Origin of the sequence: Paraburkholderia sp. SOS3 (assembly GCF_001922345.1) — a bacterium.
Taxonomy (GTDB): Bacteria; Pseudomonadota; Gammaproteobacteria; order Burkholderiales; family Burkholderiaceae; genus Paraburkholderia.
In genome coordinates this window covers 1,766,142-1,782,196 of record NZ_CP018812.1, presented here as the reverse complement: position 1 = coordinate 1,782,196, position 16,055 = coordinate 1,766,142, and the positions used below count along the sequence as shown (strand labels likewise).

Genomic DNA, 16,055 nt, shown 5'->3' with positions numbered 1-16,055 from the left:
AGGATGCACGAATGAACAGACTGAATGGAAAGACCGCCGTGATCACCGGCGGCGGCACCGGTATCGGCCGTGCCGCAGCGAGGCGCTTCATCGAGGAAGGCGCCTTTGTCTTCATCTTCGGCCGCCGCCAGGAAGCGCTCGACGCCGGTGTGGCCGAACTTGGGCCGAATGCCCGCGCGGTGAACGGCTCGGTCTCGAGCCTCGCCGACCTCGACCGGCTTTATGCAGCGGTGAAGGCCGAGCGCGGAACGCTCGACATCGTCTTCGCCAACGCCGGAACTGGAAGCCCGCTTCCGCTCGGTCAGATCACCGCCGGGCACATCGACGACACGTTCGACACCAATGTCAAAGGAACGATCTTTACGGTGCAGAAGGCGCTGCCGCTGATGGGCCCAGGCGGTTCGATCATCCTGACCGGATCGAGCGCCGGCACCACGGGAGCGCCGGCATTCGCGGCCTACAGCGCGAGCAAGGCAGCGGTGCGCAACCTCGCCCGGACCTGGGCCGAAGACCTGAAGGGCACCGGCATCCGGGTCAACGTGCTGTCGCCCGGGCCGACCGCGACCGAACTCGCGAAGGCAGCGCTAGGCGAAGAAGGCCAGAAGGTCTTCGCCTCGATGAATCCGCTTCAGCGTATGGCCGATCCAGCGGAGATCGGGGCGGTAGCCGCCTTTCTCGCGTCATCGGACAGCAGTTTCATGACCGCCAGCGAGGTCGCCGTCGACGGTGGTCTCGCGCAACTCTGAGGAGAAAAAACGATGACACCATCGCTAAAGGGCAAAACAGCGCTTGTTACCGGTGCATCGCGGGGCATCGGCCGCGCCATCGCAGAACGTCTTGCAATGGACGGTGCGACAGTCGCGCTCACCTACAACGCAAGCAAATCGAGCGCGGATGAAGCGGTCGCGGCCATTGAGAAAGCGGGAGGCACCGCGTTCGCGATCCATGCGGATCTCGTCGATCCGGCCACCGTCCCCGCCTTGTTCGAGAATCTCGACGACGAATTCACCCGGCGCAACGGCAGCACAACCCTCGACATTCTGGTCAATAACGCGGGCAATACCGGCTGGCTTGGCTTCAGGGAAGCGACGCCGGAAAGTTGGGATACCTTGATGGCGGTCTACGCGCGCGCGCCCTTCTTCATCGTTCAGGCCGCGCTCGATCGCCTCGCCGAAGGCGGACGCATCATCAACATTTCTTCCGCTGCCGCCACCAAGCCCGTGACGGTTGCGCCCGTCTACTCGATGGCAAAAGCGGCCATCAACACGCTGACGCATACGCTCGCCATCGAACTGGGGCCGCGCGGCATCACCGCGAACGCCGTAGCGCCGGGCTTCACGCGAACCGATGCGAACGCCGATTTTCGGCAGAATCCCGAACTCGTCAAGGCGGTCGAAGCCCAGATCGCGCTGGGCCGCTTTGGCGAGCCTTCGGAAATCGCCGCCGTCGTGGCGTTCCTGGCCTCGGACGAAGGCCATTGGGTGACCGGCCAGACAATTGAAGCGAGCGGCGGTTACAAGCTCTGAGCGCAACGGGAAACGAAGGAGGAACCTATGAGTTACGCCATCATTGGCTTCGGCAAGATCGGCCACGCACTTGCCAGGGCGTTCGCCCGCAAAGGCATCGAAGTGGCCGTTGCAACCACGCGCGATCCGGCAAGCTTTGCAGCCGATGCGGCCGCGATCGGACCGACGATCATTCCCACAACCGTGGCCGAAGCCGTCAAGGCAGACGTCATCTTTTTGGCAGTCCGTTTCGAGTCGCACCCGGAGGTCGCAAAAGCATTGCCCGACTGGAGCGGGAAGACCGTCGTCGACGCGATGAACACTCAGGCCCCGCTCGAGGACCTGGGCGGTCTCCCGTCCTCTGCTTTCGTCGCGAGGACGTTCACCGGCGCGAGCGTGGTGAAAGGCTTCAATCATCTGGTCGCTGCCGTTCTTGACCAGGATCCGGCCGTACACGGTGGCAGGCGGGTCGTGTTCCTCGCGAGCGACGACGACGGCGGCGCCGCGGGGAAGATCGGTGCGCTTGCGCAACAGCTCGGTTTCGCGCCAATCCAGCTCGGCGGGCTTTCTGAAGGCGGACTGCTCGTGCATGGGCGGGGGAAAACCTGGGGCCACCTGATCTTCAAGGACCTGATCGCGTTCGGCCGCTGAACACCGTAGCCGGTTATTTCGCTGAGTGTGCAATTCGCACGAGGGCGGTCCACTCCCACCGGCCATTGATGCACTAGCCTCGCACAAAGCGGCATGTCGAGCTGATAATTACGAACAGACACGAGCAGACGCGAGCAGACGCGAGCGGGCATGAGCGTTGCACGAAGCACGCAACGCTCACCGACCTGCAGGAGCCGACATGCCCCAAACTTATTCGCGCAACTCATGCAATCCAGCAATCGCTTTTATCAATGCACAGCTGCTGAGCCTCTCCGCATACGCGAGCATGCTTGCCGAATGGATCGATAAAGGCGAAAAAGCACCGGACCTCAGTGCAGCGGAGCCGCTGTTCGCGGTCACGCGCACCACCGGCGAAGACCGTGCGCTCGCCGCGGACGGCGCGCCGACCAAACGCACGCCGCCGGCGGATGTGCCCGAGTGGCCGGCGTTCAGCGACGCTGCTCGGCGCCTCGCCTTCGCGACGCGCATTCCGAGTATGAACGCGATCGTCGCGGTGGCAGACTTCTTCGAAGTTCATCAGATGTCGGATTCACGAGCGCCCGAGGTGCAGTTTCTGATGCGTCTGCGCGACGCGGCGCTCAACAACAATACGTTCCGGCTCAACGCGGATGAATACCGCCCGCATGCCGCTTACGGCGACCTCGTCATCGATGCGAAGCTCGATGGCACCCTCCTGTTCTCCGATGGAGAGCAGCCCGGCTTCATGGAGTTCGGCGATACGGTCGGCTTGCTGCGATATCTGGCACAGATGCTGAGCAGCATTCAGAGGGTCATCAGCTCCGGAGACGCGGGCTAAGCCACTGCGGTGGAAACCGTGATCGAAACGGACGAGATTCGCAACGCAATGCACGCGCAGCGACATGTCTTTTCAAAACGCGAAAGCGCGCACGATAATCTGCGCGCTTTCGATTGCGTTGCTACCAGAGACACACACCGTCTGAAGCAAAAACGTCGTGCGGCCCTGTGAAATTCAACGCGGCGATTTATGAACCGAAGTAAATCGGCTTCATCCCATCGTTTGCATCGGGACGAATCGAACCTTGAATCTTGTGGCCCAGGCGCGATACATCGCTACGGAACGCACGCAGATGCTGATGGCTTCCCGACGCCGACGTGCCATCCGCCACGCCGCCGGAATCCTGGGTCGCGTCGTTCACATGCGATACCTGCGGATTGACCGGTGCGCCCGCCGCATTCGATTGAGCGAACGACGACACAGCGGGAATAGCAAGAGCGGCAGCCACGACGAGCGATTGAACGAGTTTCATGATCCTTACCTCCAGAGCTTGATTTTCCGCAAACACCCGTTTGCGTTTCAGTGATTACAGTCTAGGCCGGAACCAGCTTCTGATTAAGCGCCTGCAGAACAAATGAAAGTTGCTGAAATAGGTACAAACCCTGGGTACCTTAAACGCATGCCAATGTCGGCTCGAGCGCCGTGACCGGTTCAATGAAAGCGGTCGATGCGAAACGGTTCGACCGGCAGCGCGCTACGGCCGCTCGTCACAAGGTCCGCGACGATGCGGCCGACAGCCGGAGCGAGCTCAAAGCCATGCGCCGAGAAGCCGAATGAGTGAACGAGCTTCGGCGCCGTCCGGCTCGGACTGATGACGGGGATGCCGTCGGGCATGAAGCCTTCGATGCCGGCCCAGGTCCGGTTGATCCCAACGCCGCGCAGATGGGGAAACAGATCGAGTGCGGTACGCGCGTTCGACGCGAGTTGCGCGAAGTCGACGTCGCCGCTGCGAGCAGCCATGTCGACCGAGCCGCGAACGCCACCGCCGATCAGCACCGTCCCATTGTCGAACTGCTTGAACGATAGTGGACGCCCAGTGGCGCCGACCACGGGCGTACAGAACGCGGGCACGCGATGCGTGATGGTCAGCAGCAACGCAACCGGCTCCTCCGGAACCGGCTCGCCGACCTGCTTTGCGATACCGCTCGCCCATGCGCCCGCCGCGTTGACCACGTATTCGGCGGTGAAGCGTCGCCCTGCCGCCGTGACTTCCCAACGCTCGCCGACGCGCCGCAGCGCGTCCGCGCGCATACCTTCGTGAACCGTGACGCCGAGCCGCTGCGCCGCGCGGCGGAAAGCCGTGACCGCGCGAAACGGCAATGCATGACCATCGTCGGCAGCCCAGATGCCGCCCGTCACATGCGGCGCGACAGCGGGCAGCAGCGTGCGCACGGTGGCCGCGTCGATCAGGACTTCATGCCGATAACCACGCTGGTTGAGCTCGGCGACGCGCGTGCGCAGCAGTTCCAGCTCGGCGTCGGTTTCCGCTACCTTGATCTGTCCGCTCGGCACGAAGCCGGCCGTATCGCCGACCAGTTCCGGCAGCCGGTGCCATAGTTCGCGCGAGGCGAGCGCAAGCGGAATCTCGGCGAGATGGCGGCCCAGCGTGCGTACCCCGCCCGCGTTGACGCCCGATGCATGCCGCCCGCAGTACTCGGCTTCGAGCACGATGACCCGGGCGCCGGCGCGGGCGAGATGCAACGCGCTCGACAAGCCATGAAAGCCACCGCCAACGACAATCACGTCTGCCCCCGCCATCCCCGACGCGCTCATCGACGGGCCCGCCATCACGCTTGCCGGGCCAGCTCGCCGAGCGTGATCGGCTTGATCGGCGGTCTGATCCGGTAGTAACCGACCTCATCCGGCGAGACCTGCCTGGCGTCGGCAATGACCTCGGTGACGGTGAGGCCGCATAGCCGGCCCTGACACGGCCCCATGCCACAGCGTCCAAACGATTTCGCCTGGTTCGGGCCGGTGCAGCCGAGCTTCACATGTTCGCGCAGCGTGCCGGCGGTGACTTCTTCGCACCGGCAGACGAGCACGTCGTCGGCGGGAACACGGTTCTGCGCTTTCGGTCGGTACAACGCATCGAGGAACGGCCGCACCCGCATGTGCGCAGCCAGTTCCGCGCGCAGCGGCAAAGCGCGGCGATCGCGTTCGTCAACCGGCAGCCGACCGAGTGCGCATGCCGCGCCGAGCGCCGAAAGTTGTCCCTGCAGCGCGGCCGCGAGCGCACCGCCAATGCCGCGACCGTCGCCGGCAACATAGAGACCGGGCAGATCGAGCGCGCCCCAGTCGTCGGTGACCGGGACAAAGCACAGCTGTGCATCGTCCCAACGATGCGCGGCGCGAAGCGACCACGTGAACTGCGTATTGGGCACGACGCCCTGATGCAGCAGCACCACACGGCTTTCGATCCGCTGCGCGCGGCCCGCGCTGACAAAGCGCAACGCATGCGCGGCATCGTCGCCTTCGACCTCGAGTCCGCTCGCGCCTCGATAGAACGGCACGCCGGCGCGCCGCAAGGCGCGCATCATCGCCAGCCCTTTCTCCAGATAGCGCCAGCCGGCGATCGCGCCGCCAATATGCGCGAGCGCGCGGCGCCGGTCGGCGGCATCGGTCGTATCGACGATCGCGCGCACCCGAACCCCCGCGCGCATGTATTGCCAGCCGAGCAGATAAAGCAGCGGCCCACAGCCCCCCAGCACCACCGGCGCCGACGGCCTCGCGTCCGCGGTCTTGAGCAGGATCTGCGCCGCGCCCGCGCTCAGCACGCCCGGCAGGGTCCAGCCCGGAATCGGGAACGGCCGTTCGAGCGCGCCGGTGCATAGGATCACCTGCCGCGCCTGCACCGATTTAACCTGGCCATCCTGAAGATAATGGACCATTCGTTCGGCGCTGACGTGCCACACGGCCGCTGCGCCGATGTGGCGTGCGGTGGATCGCTGGAACGCGTCGACCAGGGCGCGGCCCGCGGCATAGTCGGGACCGAGCACGTCGAGCCGTCCCGGCGGCGCGGCGGCGACATTGCGATAAATCTGGCCGCCGGGCGCGGTTTGTTCGTCGAGCAGCACCACCGATACGCCCAGGCTCGCCGCGAGCGTGGCCGCGGCCATGCCTGCCGGTCCGCCCCCGACGATTGCGAGATCGACCTGCTCACCGTTCATGATGGCCCTCCACCGCACCGGCCATGAGGTCCCGGGCGCCTTCCTGGCTCCGGATCTTCATGCCGTCGCGCACTTCGATCAGACAGGTCTGCCGGTTCGGCTCGCCATCGATCTCCATCAGGCATTCGAAGCAGACGCCCATCATGCAGTACGGCGCGCGTGCGCTGCCGCTGACCGGCGTGCTGCGAAATCGCGTGACGCCGGAGACCAGCAGCGCCGCCGCGACGCTGCATCCGGACGGCACCTGAAGCGCTACGCCGTCGAGTTCGACGGTGATGCGCGGGGCACCGTCGCCGGCCCGTGCCGGCACACTGAATAGACTGCTAGTGGGCATGATCGAAGGTCCGTTGCGGATTCAGAAAGCGGTCGCCCGCGAATACGTCCAGGTCCTGCGGCGCCGCCGCGCCGGCAATCCACGGCGCGATGCGCAGCACGTGCGCCGCCGCGAGCGTCACGCCACTGTGACAGGTGACGACGAAGGCGCCCGGCGATGAACGGGATTGCTCGTAGATCGGGAAACCATCGGGGCTCATCACCCGCAGCGCGCTCCATGCGCGCACCAGCTTGAGCCCCGCGAGAACCGGGAAGCTGCGCACGCCGCGCCGGGCGATGGTGCCGAGCACGTCGATGGTCGTGGTGTCGTCGTAGCCGACATCCTCCATCGAATCGCCGAGCTGGATCGTGCCTTCGTCGGTCTGGCGCACGTAGGTGGTCGGATAGTCGAGAAAGCGCGTCGTGCGCTCGCCGATCAGCACCTGCCCGCGGTTCGGGCGCACCGGCGCATGCAGGCCGACCCACGGTGCCAGGACGGCATTGCCGAGGCCCGCGGCCAGCACGACCTTCTGCGCCTGCCAGCTGCGGCCGATGCCGTGCACCGTGAACACGCCTTGCGCCGGGTCGATCCGCTCGACGCGCTGGTTGCGCACCCATTCGACGCCGCGCTTCCCGCACGCCGCATAGAGCGCACGCAGCAACTTGAGCGGATTCGCGTGGCCGTCCATCGGCGTATAGCTCGCGCCGAACACCTCGGGACCGACCGCCGGCAGACGCGCGCGGACCGCCGCATGGTCGAGCATCTCGAACGGATACGCACCGCGAAGCGCGTCGCGCAACCAGCCAAGCCGCGCCTCGCGTTCGCGCGCCTGCGCTTCCGAGTGGACGAGGTGGAAGCCGCCAGGCTGCTTCAGCTGCACGTCGACGCCCGACTCGTCGACGAGCGCCGCCGCCAGTTGCGGCCACAGCCGCGCCGATTCCATGCTCCAGCGCGCATAGGCCGGCAGCCCGTAACCCTTGCCCTGCACCCACACCAGCCCGAAGTTGCCGCGCGACGCGCGCAAGGCGTCGTCGCCTTCATCGAGCACGGTGACCTTCGCGCCGTGACGCGCGAGACCGTATGCGACCGCCATGCCGACGAGACCGCCGCCGACCACGATCACCTCAGTTGCTTTCATTGAAGATATTCCTGTCATCAACCTTTGCCGATGAGGACACGGTCGAGTCCGACAACGCGGTCGAGCACGATCATCAGCAGCACCGTACCGACGATCAGTACGGCCGAAATGGACGTCACGAGCGGATCGATGTTCTGTGCGATGTCGTTGTACATCGCGACCGGCAGCGTCGTGGTGCCGGGCGTCGCGACGAACACGGTCATCGTCAGCTCATCGAAGCTTTGAATAAAAGCCAGAATCCAGCCGCCCGCGACACCCGGCAGCAGCAGCGGCAGCACGACGCGTCGAAACGCCGTGAAACGCCCGGCGCCGAGCGAGCGCGCCGCGCGTTCGCCGTCGCGCTCGAGGCCGGTGGCGGATGCCAGCACGAGACGCAGCGCATACGGCATCACGACGATCACGTGAGTCAGCGCCAGCCAGAAGAACGAGCCCGTCATTCCCGCGAGCGTGAAGAAACGCAGGAATGCGACGCCCAACACCACGTACGGAATCATGAGCGGCGACAGAAAGAAACTCGTCAACGCGCCGCGCCCGGCGAACCTGTAGCGCGTCAGCGCGAGCGCGGCCGGCACCGCGAGCGCGACCGCGACGGTCGCCGCGACGATGCCAAGCCGGATCGACAGCCAGAACGCGGAGATGAAATCGTCGGCCTGCCCGAGCGCACGGAACCAGCGCAGCGACAGCCCGTCGGTCGGCATCGAGATATAGCCCTTGCCCGTGAACGACACCGCGACCACCACGACCAGCGGCGCGACCATGAACGCAATAAAAAGCGTGTGATAGAGAAGCGGGAAGACACCATTCCTGCGCATCGTGGACGCTCCTGTCAGGATTCGAAGATCGCCCGGAAGCGCCGTTCGATGAGCCGGTTGCATCCGAGGATGATCGCGACGTTCGCGATCAGCAGCAGGACCGCGATCGCCGCGCCGAGCGGCCAGTTGAGCGTACTCAGGAATTCGTCGTAAGCGGCTGTCGCGACGACCTTGAGCCGGCGGCCGCCCAGAATCGCCGGCGTGGCGAACGCCGACGCGGACAGCGCGAACACGATGATGCTGCCCGACAATACGCCCGGCAGCAGTTGCGGCAGCACGACGCGCCGAAACACCGTGAAGCGCGGACCACCGAGCGACAGACCGGCGTTCTCGACCTGCGGGTCGAGCTTCTGGATCGACGCCCACACTGAAATCACCATGAACGGCACCAGCACATGCACGAGCGCGATCGTGACGCCCGTCATCGAAAACAGCAGCCGGACCGGCGAATCGGTCAGATGCAGCGCGAGCAACGCCTCGTTGATGAGGCCGACGCGGCCCATCAGAATCGCCCAGCCGAGCGTGCGCACCACGACCGAGATCAGGAGCGGCCCGAGGATGATCAGCAGAAACACGCTGCGCCACGGGCTTCTCATGCGCGCGAGAATCAATGTTTCCGGCACGCCGAGCACGATCGACAGCGCCGTGACAGCAAGCGACAACCCCGCTGTGCGCAGGAATATTTCGTGGTAGTAGGGATCGCTCAGCACCTCGATATAGTTCGACACCGTGTAATCGGGCAGGACGCCGCGAGTGCCGTCGAACGCATGGAACGACAGGACCGCGATCAGGAACATCGGCACCACCAGAAGGCCGACGAACAGCAGCAATGCGGGCCCGGCCAAAAGCCAGGGGGCGCGCTGCGCCTGCCGTTCCGGGGCGAGCGCGAGGTCAGCCATGGGATGCCTCCGCGTCGAGAATGCGCAGATCGTCGTCCGACCACGCAACGTTGACGGCCTCGCCCTCGGTCGGCGGCGGTGTGCCGATATTGGGCTGGCTGACGCGGAACGTGCCGAGCACGCTATCGACCTCGAGCATCCAGTGGCTGCCGAGAAACAGGCGTGTGCGGATGCGGCCCGGCAGCGCGCCCTCGCCGCCCGCTGTCAGACGCAACTTTTCCGGGCGCACGTAGACGTTCACCGCGTCGCCGACCTCGCGGCCATCGTGCGGCACATGCACCGTGCGCGCGCCGACCCGCACGACGCAGCAGTGCGGCTTACGTTCGAGCACGGTGCCCGCGAGCGCATTGGTGCGGCCGAGAAACGTCGAGGCGAACGGCGATTCGGGACGCTCGTAGGCGTCGAGCGGCGCGGCGATCTGCACGATGCGTCCGCCGTGCATGACGGCGATCCGGTCGCTCATCGTCATCGCTTCAACCTGGTCATGCGTGACAAGAATCGTCGTGATGCCGAGTTGACGCTGGATCGCGCGCAGCTCGATATGCATCTCCTCGCGCAGCTTCGCATCGAGATTCGACATCGGCTCGTCGAGCAGCAGTACTTCCGGCTGGATCACCAGCGCACGCGCAATCGCGACGCGCTGGCGCTGGCCGCCCGACAGTTCGCGCGGGTAACGCTTGTCCAGTCCCTCGAGCCGCACCAGCGACAGCGTCTGCTGAATCCGCTTCGCACGCTCGGCACGCGGCACCTTGCGCATGTCGAGTCCGAAGCCGACGTTCTCCGCGACGCTCATGTGCGCAAACAGCGCATAGCTCTGGAACACGACGCCCATCCCGCGCTTCTCGGGCGCGAGTGGCGAGATGTCGCGCCCATCGAGCAGGATGCGGCCGGCACTCGGCGTGACGAAGCCGGCGATCATCTGCAGCGTCGTCGTCTTGCCGCAGCCGGACGGACCGAGCAGCGAGATGAACTCGCCGCGCGCCACGTCGAGCGAGAAGCCCTGAACGGCGTTGAAATCGCCAAAGCGCTTTGACAGGCTGTCGAGTTGCAGAAATGTCATGGTGGCACGCAACGAGGATCGCCCGTTGCGCCGTCGGTTTGGAAGAGAACGCAGTCAGGTCGGCGCGCGGCCGTTTAGCGCTCGACCTGCCGGTTCCACTGGTTGGTCCAGTCGGCGCGCTTCTCGTTGACGACGGCCCAGTCCGTGGTCTTCAGATTCGCAATCTGGTCTTTGCCGTAAGGCACGGTCGCCGCAACCGCGGGCGCAAGCTCGGTCTTGCTGTTGACCGGTCCCCAAGCCTGGGTTTGCGCGAGGAGGGTTTGAACCTGCGGCGACAGCAGGTACTGCACGAACTGCTGCGAGAGTTCCGCCTGCCTGTTCTGCACGACCGGACACACCGCAGTCAGCAGTGCCATCGCGCCCTCCTTCGGATACACGAAGCGGATCGGGAAGCCGGTTTGCGCGAGCGTCAGCACGCGGCCACTGCCCCATACCGCGAGCGTGACGTCGCCGTCCTGAAACAGTTCGGTCATCTTGCCCGGCGACGGTTCCCACGCGAGCACGTTAGGCGCGACCTGCTTGATGAGTGCGTCGAAACCCGGCGCAATACGGGTTTCACTGCCGCCATTCAGGCGTGCGAACATCAACAGCGTCTGCAAGCCATAGGTGTTTGAAATCGGCGGTATCGCGATCTTCTGGCTGAAGCGCCTGTCGGTCAGCGCGGTCCACGACGTCGGCGGTGGCAGGCCGGCCTTCCTGAACGCATCGGTGTTGTAGGCAAGGCCAGTGGCCACGACGCCCAGCGCGACTGCCTTGTCGCTCATATGCGCGAGCGGATACAGGTCGTGATAGACCGGCGCATCGGCGAGCTTGTCGCAGAAACCGAACTGCACTGCCTGATACATCGGGCCGTCGTCGAGCAGCACGACGTTCAGCTCTTCCTTGTCCTTCTGTGCCTGCAGTTTGGCGAGCGTGTCGGTCGAATTGCCCGGCACGTAGACAATCTTGACGTCATGGGCCTTTTCAAACGCCGGGATGATGCTCTTTTCGAACGCAGTCTGCGTCGAACCGCCGTATGAGCCGACATAGAGCGTGGGCTGCGCCGATGCCGTGAGCGCGGTCAGCGACATGCAAGCCGCGAACGCCGCGGTGGCCAGTCTGGTCTTGATCAATATCTTCTCCCCGGTTGTCTGCACAATGGCAGGAACGCGCGTCCGAACACAAAAGGCTATGGCTCGAACGATTGCGAATTGCTCTGCAAAAGCGGATTGGCTGTCACAATAGGCAGAGAAAAATCGGATGGAAAATTCTTTTTTTTGGCCAGTCGATAATATTTTGTTATGGACCTTGCACAATGAAACTCCGCCAGCTCGAAGCGTTTCGGGCCACCATGCTTTGTCAGACGGTCACGCGAGCGAGCGAGATGCTGCATATCTCGCAGCCTGCAACCACACGTCTTCTGGCCGATCTCGAACGATCGCTAGGGTTTTCACTATTCGAGCGCGTGAAGGGCCGGCTCTATCCGACCGTCGAGGCCCAGGCGCTTTACGAAGAGGTGCAACGCTCGCTCTTCGGAGTCGACCGGATCGCACGCGCGGCCGAAGAAATCCGGGCGTTGCAACGCGGCACGCTGCAGATCGTGGGAGCGCCTGCTATCGCGCTATCGTTTCTGCCGCATGCGGTTGCTGATTATCTGAAGACGCATACCGAGGCCCATGTGTCCGTGCTGGTGCATTCGTCGCCATCGGTGGTCGATATGGTTGTGGGCCAACGCTGCGATGTCGGCTTCGCGATCCTGTCGATGAATCATCCGAGCGCGCACGGCGAGCGATTGATCTCCACGCGCATGGTATGCGCGTTACCGGCCGGGCATCGGCTCTGCGCGCTCGATACGATTCGCCCGCACGACATTGCCGAAGAGCGCTTCATTGCGCATCCGCGCACGCTCGATTCGCGGCTGCAGATCGAAGCGTTGTTTGCGGCTCAAGGTATTCGACTCAAGGCGCAGCTCGAAACACAGGTGTCGCATGCCATCTGTTCGTTCGTCGAGGCTGGAGTGGGAATTTCGCTGATCGATGCAATGAGCGCATGGAGCTATCGCGGCACGGGCGTCGTGTTCAAGCCGTTTGAGCCCGCGCTTGTTACGGATTTTTCGATTTTGACGCCGTCCCAAAGGCCACCTGCATTGTTGTTGAAGTCATTTGTGCAGCACGTGCGGGAATTTGCCGTTGCCAATCTGGACCCGCGGTTTGTTGCCGTCTGACAAGGCCTACGTCGTCTCGACAACGAGGTCGAACATCGCCTGACTGCTCGGCGATAAAGACCGGCCCTTCATCCAGACCATGTGCAGCGGTCGTTCGATGCGCAGGTCGTCGACAGCGATCGTCGTCAGCTCTCCACGTCGTATCTCGTCCTTCACGCTGAGTACCGACAGATACGCGAGCGCATGCCGCGCAAGCAGCATGCGTTTGATTGCTTCGGTATCGCTGACCGACATCAAAGGTTCGATACGCGAGCCGGCCCGCGCATAGGCTTCCTCGACAACCGCTCGCGTACCCGATCCCGGCTCGCGCATGATCACCGCGTGATCCACGAGCTGGCGCGCGAGCAACGACGTTCCCGCGCGCGGATGAGACGATGCCGCGACGATCGCAATTTCATCCGAACCGATGCGATGCGCGTGGAAAATCGAATCGTCGAACGGCCCCTCGATGAAGCCGAGTGCATAGGTGAGGTCGCGCAGTCCGGCTTCGACGCGTTCCGTGTTCGTCACCACGAGGTCGATCGACACACGCGGGTGCTGCGCATTGAACTGGGCGATGATGTCCGGCACGAAATAGACGCCAAGTGTCGCGCTTGCCCCGATCGTGATATGCCCTGCGTCGAGACCGGATAGTTCTTTCAAGCGGTTTTCCGCGCCGTCGGCCAGTTTGAAGATCCGGTCTGCGTAGTCGTACAAAATGCTCCCCGCCTCGGTCAGCGCGACGCCGCGCGGAAGGCGATCGAACAGGATCAAGCCGAGACGGTCTTCCAGTTCGCGAATTTCACGCGTCACGGCGGGCTGACTCACGTGCAGACGCTCGGCACCGCCGCTGACGCTCCCGGCGCGGGCAACTTCATAGAATGCGTAGAGGTGAATGAAGTTCATCGGAATTCGTGTCGTCGGGTGGGACCACTCGTTCATGGAGCGGGTACAAGCGTGCAAACACGAGCGCACGGCGGTTATTCCCATAAACCATGAATGTTTTCGCAAAGCGGCGCCGTCTAATCCGGCGCAAGCCGGCTGCGACTTCATGCCGCTCTCGAACAGGCGACGCACCCCGATGGCGAATCGCGAAACCAGCATCGCGGCTATCACGAGTAGCGCGCCGGCGACGCTGTTGTCGGTGCGTGTCAGCACCTCGGCCAGATAGATCGCAATGCCGATCACTGCTGGGTGATGCAGGATGCGGCGGCCTGACAGCACGTTCATGGTTTGACCTCGCAGCCGCTAGAGGAACGGGACGTCACATCGTGCCCTGACGGCACCGGACAGGTGCCGCAGCCACGCCATGGCATACCCGTCCCGGTGGACATACATAGCTGTCACGATGTCTCACTCGCCGTAGTAGATATCGCAGAAGCTCGCGGGACCCACACATGACGAGGACGAATCACGGGGCGCGGCGGCCCGCTTCCCGGCATCCGACGTGCCGTTGCCAGCCGTGCCGCCGACTGCGTCATTCGACGTCTGCCGCGCCTGCTCAGCCGCGACTTTTGCTTCGGCTGCCTGAATATTCGCGGGATAGTAGACATTGTCTGCCGATGCCGGGTTGTAGCCGGCCTGCTCAAGGCGAATCAGATCGGCTCTGACCTCGGCGCGCGTGAGCGGAGCGGCGGTTTGCGCGAAACACAAAACAGGGCTGAAGAGCGCAGCAGCGGCAATGGAAGCGAATGTGAGCGATTTCATGATGTCGACTCCTTCGGGTCATAGGTTGTCAAGAGATCCACAAAGATTCAGAGGGGGTTAGCCGCCGAAATAGATGTTGCAGAAGCTCACCGGGCCGACGCAGTCGTCGGGGTGCGCGTTGTGACTGGCCTTCTCCGGCTTGCTGGTTTGCGAAGTGCCGGCAGGTGTGCCACCGATGCCGTCTGGCCGCGCGCTTGTGGACCTGGCCTGATGCGAGTAGATAAGACCGATGTCGGGATAGGACGTCTCGGTCACGAGACGTGAGCCGTTGTTTTCCGCGTCTATGAGTTGCTGGCGTACTTCGGCACGGCTGAGGCCCTGAGCGGAAGCAGGGGAGGCAAAGCCGGTCGTCGCGAGAACGAGCAAGGCGCCAATCGTAACTGTTGGATAGATACGCATTTCGATATCCTTATTTAATTCGACATCCATTCATCGACAAGGCAAACCGCAGAGGTTCCTGAGCGTTGCCGGAGACGTTTCGCGGTGCTGGCCACAGCGGCCTGTCAAGTGCGATTCGTTGAGTGAAAGATTAGCCAGGTAAGGAAGAGGCGAAAAATACCTACTTTCGATGCGTCCCATGCCTTCGGGTTATGCCTCGCTGACGACGCACTTCCTCCGCTATCGCCGCGGCTCACCCTCTTTTTTTTGCTGTCCGTGGAATAAGCGGCGAGCGATACCGTTTCCCAAGCAGGAGATCGGGCCTTCGCGCGAATCTTCGACTGCGATGCATCAAACCGGATACCGGAGTGCCATTGAATGAACACCTTCTCGCATGAGCCGCCGCGTCGTCTCGATGCCCGCTTTTCAATCAACTTCCGCGCAAGCATTTTTGCCGGTGTTCTGGCGATTCTCCTGAACACGGCAATCCTGATCGCGGCTGAGTCCGTTCATATCGTGACTGCGCGTGGAGGACTTCTGACGCTGCTGGTCAAACTGGCTGGGGTGCCCGTTCCCCCGTTAGTGGCCACGTGGATGTTCCAGCAGGCTTTTCATATTGTCATAGGCGTAGCCATGATGGTCGCCTATGCCGTCGTACTCGGCAATTGGCGCGCGCCCGCCTTGGCGAAAGGTCTTCTTGTCGCCGCTCTAGTCTGGCTCGCCAACGCTTGCCTCGTGCTGCCGATGATCGGCCAGGGATTCGCAGGCTCCCGCATTCTTTCCCTGACCGGCGCGCTGACGTTTGCGGTAGCGCACACCGTCTTCTTCGTCGTTGGTGCCGTGCTTTATGAACGCTGGCGATGACGAAGGCACAGGCGGCACGGGAAACTCGCGTGCCCTGCACAACAGAGCACGGCAACGCGAAGCAATACGCACCGGCTACTGCGCGGGCACCGGAACGATCGACGCAATGCGCCAGCCGTCAGCGGTTCGCACGGCCGTTTCATAGACGAGAAACGACGCGGTCTTTGCGGTGGCTTCCGAAGCGCCGACCGTGACCCGCGTAGGAGCATACAACTGCGCAACGTCAGCGGTGAGCGGAACAATGCGGATCTTCGCAGTGTCCGGCTCGAACTTCCACACGCCCTCGAACGTTTTCTTGAAATGCTCGATCAGAGCCGGCTTGCCCCAGAACTGATAGGACCGAGCGAGCAGCACAATCGGATCGGGCTCGCCGGCCGGCGCCGAGACCAGCACACCCTCGAACGCGTTGATGTCGTGCGCGGTGGCCGCCTGCGCTTGCCGGATGAAAACCGCTTCAACGGCCTGGCGGTCCGCATCGGTAAAACGATGCGGCGTTTCAGCGTGCGCGAGACTGACCAGCGAGGCAGCCGCGCAGCAGGCCAGCATGGTATGAATATTCATC

Annotated in this window: 19 protein-coding genes; 6 read left to right on the top strand and 13 right to left on the bottom strand. The window is 63.7% G+C overall.

The genetic code is table 11. The features are described from left to right. Positions 1-11: 11 nt before the first annotated feature. The 4 genes from BTO02_RS28005 (at position 12) to BTO02_RS27990 (ending at position 2,973) form a co-directional block, all read left to right on the top strand. Positions 12-746: an SDR family NAD(P)-dependent oxidoreductase gene (locus tag BTO02_RS28005; RefSeq protein WP_075160345.1), complete on the top strand. Its 735-nt coding sequence runs from the start codon at positions 12-14 to the stop codon at positions 744-746. 12 nt (positions 747-758) lie between these two features. Further along, positions 759-1,526 carry an SDR family NAD(P)-dependent oxidoreductase gene (locus tag BTO02_RS28000; protein ID WP_075160344.1) on the top strand — a complete coding sequence of 256 codons (768 nt, stop codon included), beginning with the start codon at positions 759-761 and terminating at the stop codon, positions 1,524-1,526. A gap of 27 nt (positions 1,527-1,553) precedes the next feature. After that, positions 1,554-2,156, top strand: a complete 603-nt coding sequence (locus tag BTO02_RS27995) for an NADPH-dependent F420 reductase (protein ID WP_075160343.1) — start codon at positions 1,554-1,556, stop codon at positions 2,154-2,156. Positions 2,157-2,355: 199 nt separating this feature from the next. Further along, a complete protein-coding gene (locus tag BTO02_RS27990; RefSeq protein WP_075160342.1) occupies positions 2,356-2,973 on the top strand; it encodes a hypothetical protein in 618 nt (205 codons plus the stop codon). A gap of 187 nt (positions 2,974-3,160) precedes the next feature. On the opposite strand, the gene BTO02_RS27985 is transcribed toward BTO02_RS27990, so the two are convergent. The 9 genes from BTO02_RS27985 to BTO02_RS27945 form a co-directional block, all read right to left on the bottom strand. Continuing rightward, on the bottom strand, positions 3,161-3,445 hold the full coding sequence (locus BTO02_RS27985; protein ID WP_075160341.1) for a hypothetical protein: 285 nt from the start codon (positions 3,443-3,445) through the stop codon (positions 3,161-3,163). 179 nt (positions 3,446-3,624) lie between these two features. Then, positions 3,625-4,746 carry an NAD(P)/FAD-dependent oxidoreductase gene (locus tag BTO02_RS27980; protein WP_075161456.1) on the bottom strand — a complete coding sequence of 374 codons (1,122 nt, stop codon included), beginning with the start codon at positions 4,744-4,746 and terminating at the stop codon, positions 3,625-3,627. 14 nt (positions 4,747-4,760) lie between these two features. Next, positions 4,761-6,140 (bottom strand): FAD/NAD(P)-dependent oxidoreductase, encoded by a 1,380-nt coding sequence (locus BTO02_RS27975; protein WP_075160340.1) that lies wholly within the window; start codon positions 6,138-6,140, stop codon positions 4,761-4,763. Then, positions 6,130-6,474, bottom strand: coding sequence for a (2Fe-2S)-binding protein (locus BTO02_RS27970; protein ID WP_075160339.1), 345 nt, complete (start codon positions 6,472-6,474; stop codon positions 6,130-6,132). The genes BTO02_RS27975 and BTO02_RS27970 overlap by 11 nt, the downstream gene beginning before the upstream one ends. Continuing rightward, the gene (locus tag BTO02_RS27965; protein ID WP_075160338.1) at positions 6,464-7,591 is read right to left on the bottom strand and encodes an NAD(P)/FAD-dependent oxidoreductase; all 1,128 of its coding nucleotides are present in this window, start codon (positions 7,589-7,591) and stop codon (positions 6,464-6,466) included. The genes BTO02_RS27970 and BTO02_RS27965 overlap by 11 nt, the downstream gene beginning before the upstream one ends. Before the next feature lie 17 nt (positions 7,592-7,608). Continuing rightward, positions 7,609-8,403: an ABC transporter permease gene (locus BTO02_RS27960; RefSeq protein WP_075160337.1), complete on the bottom strand. Its 795-nt coding sequence runs from the start codon at positions 8,401-8,403 to the stop codon at positions 7,609-7,611. 14 nt (positions 8,404-8,417) lie between these two features. Beyond that, positions 8,418-9,302, bottom strand: a complete 885-nt coding sequence (locus BTO02_RS27955; RefSeq protein ID WP_075160336.1) for an ABC transporter permease — start codon at positions 9,300-9,302, stop codon at positions 8,418-8,420. After that, positions 9,295-10,362, bottom strand: a complete 1,068-nt coding sequence (locus tag BTO02_RS27950) for an ABC transporter ATP-binding protein (protein ID WP_075160335.1) — start codon at positions 10,360-10,362, stop codon at positions 9,295-9,297. Before BTO02_RS27950 ends, BTO02_RS27955 begins: the two co-directional genes overlap by 8 nt. 74 nt (positions 10,363-10,436) lie before the next feature. Further along, positions 10,437-11,474: an ABC transporter substrate-binding protein gene (locus BTO02_RS27945; RefSeq protein ID WP_075160334.1), complete on the bottom strand. Its 1,038-nt coding sequence runs from the start codon at positions 11,472-11,474 to the stop codon at positions 10,437-10,439. 71 nt (positions 11,475-11,545) lie between these two features. Here BTO02_RS27945 and BTO02_RS27940 point away from each other — a divergent pair, with 71 nt between their 5' ends. Beyond that, a complete protein-coding gene (locus BTO02_RS27940) occupies positions 11,546-12,565 on the top strand; it encodes a LysR substrate-binding domain-containing protein (RefSeq protein WP_232243567.1) in 1,020 nt (339 codons plus the stop codon). A 6-nt stretch (positions 12,566-12,571) separates the two neighbouring features. On the opposite strand, the gene BTO02_RS27935 is transcribed toward BTO02_RS27940, so the two are convergent. From BTO02_RS27935 to BTO02_RS27925, 3 genes are all read right to left on the bottom strand, one after another. Then, entirely contained in the window at positions 12,572-13,450 is an 879-nt protein-coding gene (locus BTO02_RS27935) for a LysR family transcriptional regulator (protein ID WP_075161455.1), read from the bottom strand. Between the two features lie 447 nt (positions 13,451-13,897). Beyond that, the gene (locus tag BTO02_RS27930) at positions 13,898-14,254 is read right to left on the bottom strand and encodes a DUF4148 domain-containing protein (protein ID WP_442953510.1); all 357 of its coding nucleotides are present in this window, start codon (positions 14,252-14,254) and stop codon (positions 13,898-13,900) included. 54 nt (positions 14,255-14,308) lie between these two features. Then, positions 14,309-14,650: a DUF4148 domain-containing protein gene (locus BTO02_RS27925; protein ID WP_075161454.1), complete on the bottom strand. Its 342-nt coding sequence runs from the start codon at positions 14,648-14,650 to the stop codon at positions 14,309-14,311. A gap of 357 nt (positions 14,651-15,007) precedes the next feature. Between BTO02_RS27925 and BTO02_RS27920 the strand changes: the two genes are divergently transcribed. After that, positions 15,008-15,493 carry a hypothetical protein gene (locus BTO02_RS27920; protein ID WP_075160331.1) on the top strand — a complete coding sequence of 162 codons (486 nt, stop codon included), beginning with the start codon at positions 15,008-15,010 and terminating at the stop codon, positions 15,491-15,493. A gap of 75 nt (positions 15,494-15,568) precedes the next feature. Here the strand turns inward: BTO02_RS27920 and BTO02_RS27915 are convergent, their stop codons facing one another. After that, positions 15,569-16,054: a nuclear transport factor 2 family protein gene (locus tag BTO02_RS27915; RefSeq protein WP_075160330.1), complete on the bottom strand. Its 486-nt coding sequence runs from the start codon at positions 16,052-16,054 to the stop codon at positions 15,569-15,571. Between the last annotated feature and the right edge of the window lies 1 nt (position 16,055).

What these genes read in the sequence shown, in the direction of transcription:
- BTO02_RS27950 (WP_075160335.1), bottom strand. Translation starts at nt 10,362, where the DNA reads ATGACATTTCTGCAACTCGACAGCCTGTCAAAGCGCTTTGGCGATTTC.
- BTO02_RS27980 (WP_075161456.1), bottom strand. Translation starts at nt 4,746, where the DNA reads ATGAGCGCGTCGGGGATGGCGGGGGCAGACGTGATTGTCGTTGGCGGT.
- BTO02_RS27925 (WP_075161454.1), bottom strand. Translation starts at nt 14,650, where the DNA reads ATGCGTATCTATCCAACAGTTACGATTGGCGCCTTGCTCGTTCTCGCG.
- BTO02_RS27955 (WP_075160336.1), bottom strand. Translation starts at nt 9,302, where the DNA reads ATGGCTGACCTCGCGCTCGCCCCGGAACGGCAGGCGCAGCGCGCCCCC.
- BTO02_RS27990 (WP_075160342.1), top strand. Translation starts at nt 2,356, where the DNA reads ATGCCCCAAACTTATTCGCGCAACTCATGCAATCCAGCAATCGCTTTT.
- BTO02_RS27970 (WP_075160339.1), bottom strand. Translation starts at nt 6,474, where the DNA reads ATGCCCACTAGCAGTCTATTCAGTGTGCCGGCACGGGCCGGCGACGGT.
- BTO02_RS27915 (WP_075160330.1), bottom strand. Translation starts at nt 16,054, where the DNA reads ATGAATATTCATACCATGCTGGCCTGCTGCGCGGCTGCCTCGCTGGTC.
- BTO02_RS27920 (WP_075160331.1), top strand. Translation starts at nt 15,008, where the DNA reads ATGAACACCTTCTCGCATGAGCCGCCGCGTCGTCTCGATGCCCGCTTT.
- BTO02_RS28005 (WP_075160345.1), top strand. Translation starts at nt 12, where the DNA reads ATGAACAGACTGAATGGAAAGACCGCCGTGATCACCGGCGGCGGCACC.
- BTO02_RS27935 (WP_075161455.1), bottom strand. Translation starts at nt 13,450, where the DNA reads ATGAACTTCATTCACCTCTACGCATTCTATGAAGTTGCCCGCGCCGGG.
- BTO02_RS27965 (WP_075160338.1), bottom strand. Translation starts at nt 7,591, where the DNA reads ATGAAAGCAACTGAGGTGATCGTGGTCGGCGGCGGTCTCGTCGGCATG.
- BTO02_RS27975 (WP_075160340.1), bottom strand. Translation starts at nt 6,140, where the DNA reads ATGAACGGTGAGCAGGTCGATCTCGCAATCGTCGGGGGCGGACCGGCA.
- BTO02_RS27995 (WP_075160343.1), top strand. Translation starts at nt 1,554, where the DNA reads ATGAGTTACGCCATCATTGGCTTCGGCAAGATCGGCCACGCACTTGCC.
- BTO02_RS27985 (WP_075160341.1), bottom strand. Translation starts at nt 3,445, where the DNA reads ATGAAACTCGTTCAATCGCTCGTCGTGGCTGCCGCTCTTGCTATTCCC.
- BTO02_RS28000 (WP_075160344.1), top strand. Translation starts at nt 759, where the DNA reads ATGACACCATCGCTAAAGGGCAAAACAGCGCTTGTTACCGGTGCATCG.
- BTO02_RS27960 (WP_075160337.1), bottom strand. Translation starts at nt 8,403, where the DNA reads ATGCGCAGGAATGGTGTCTTCCCGCTTCTCTATCACACGCTTTTTATT.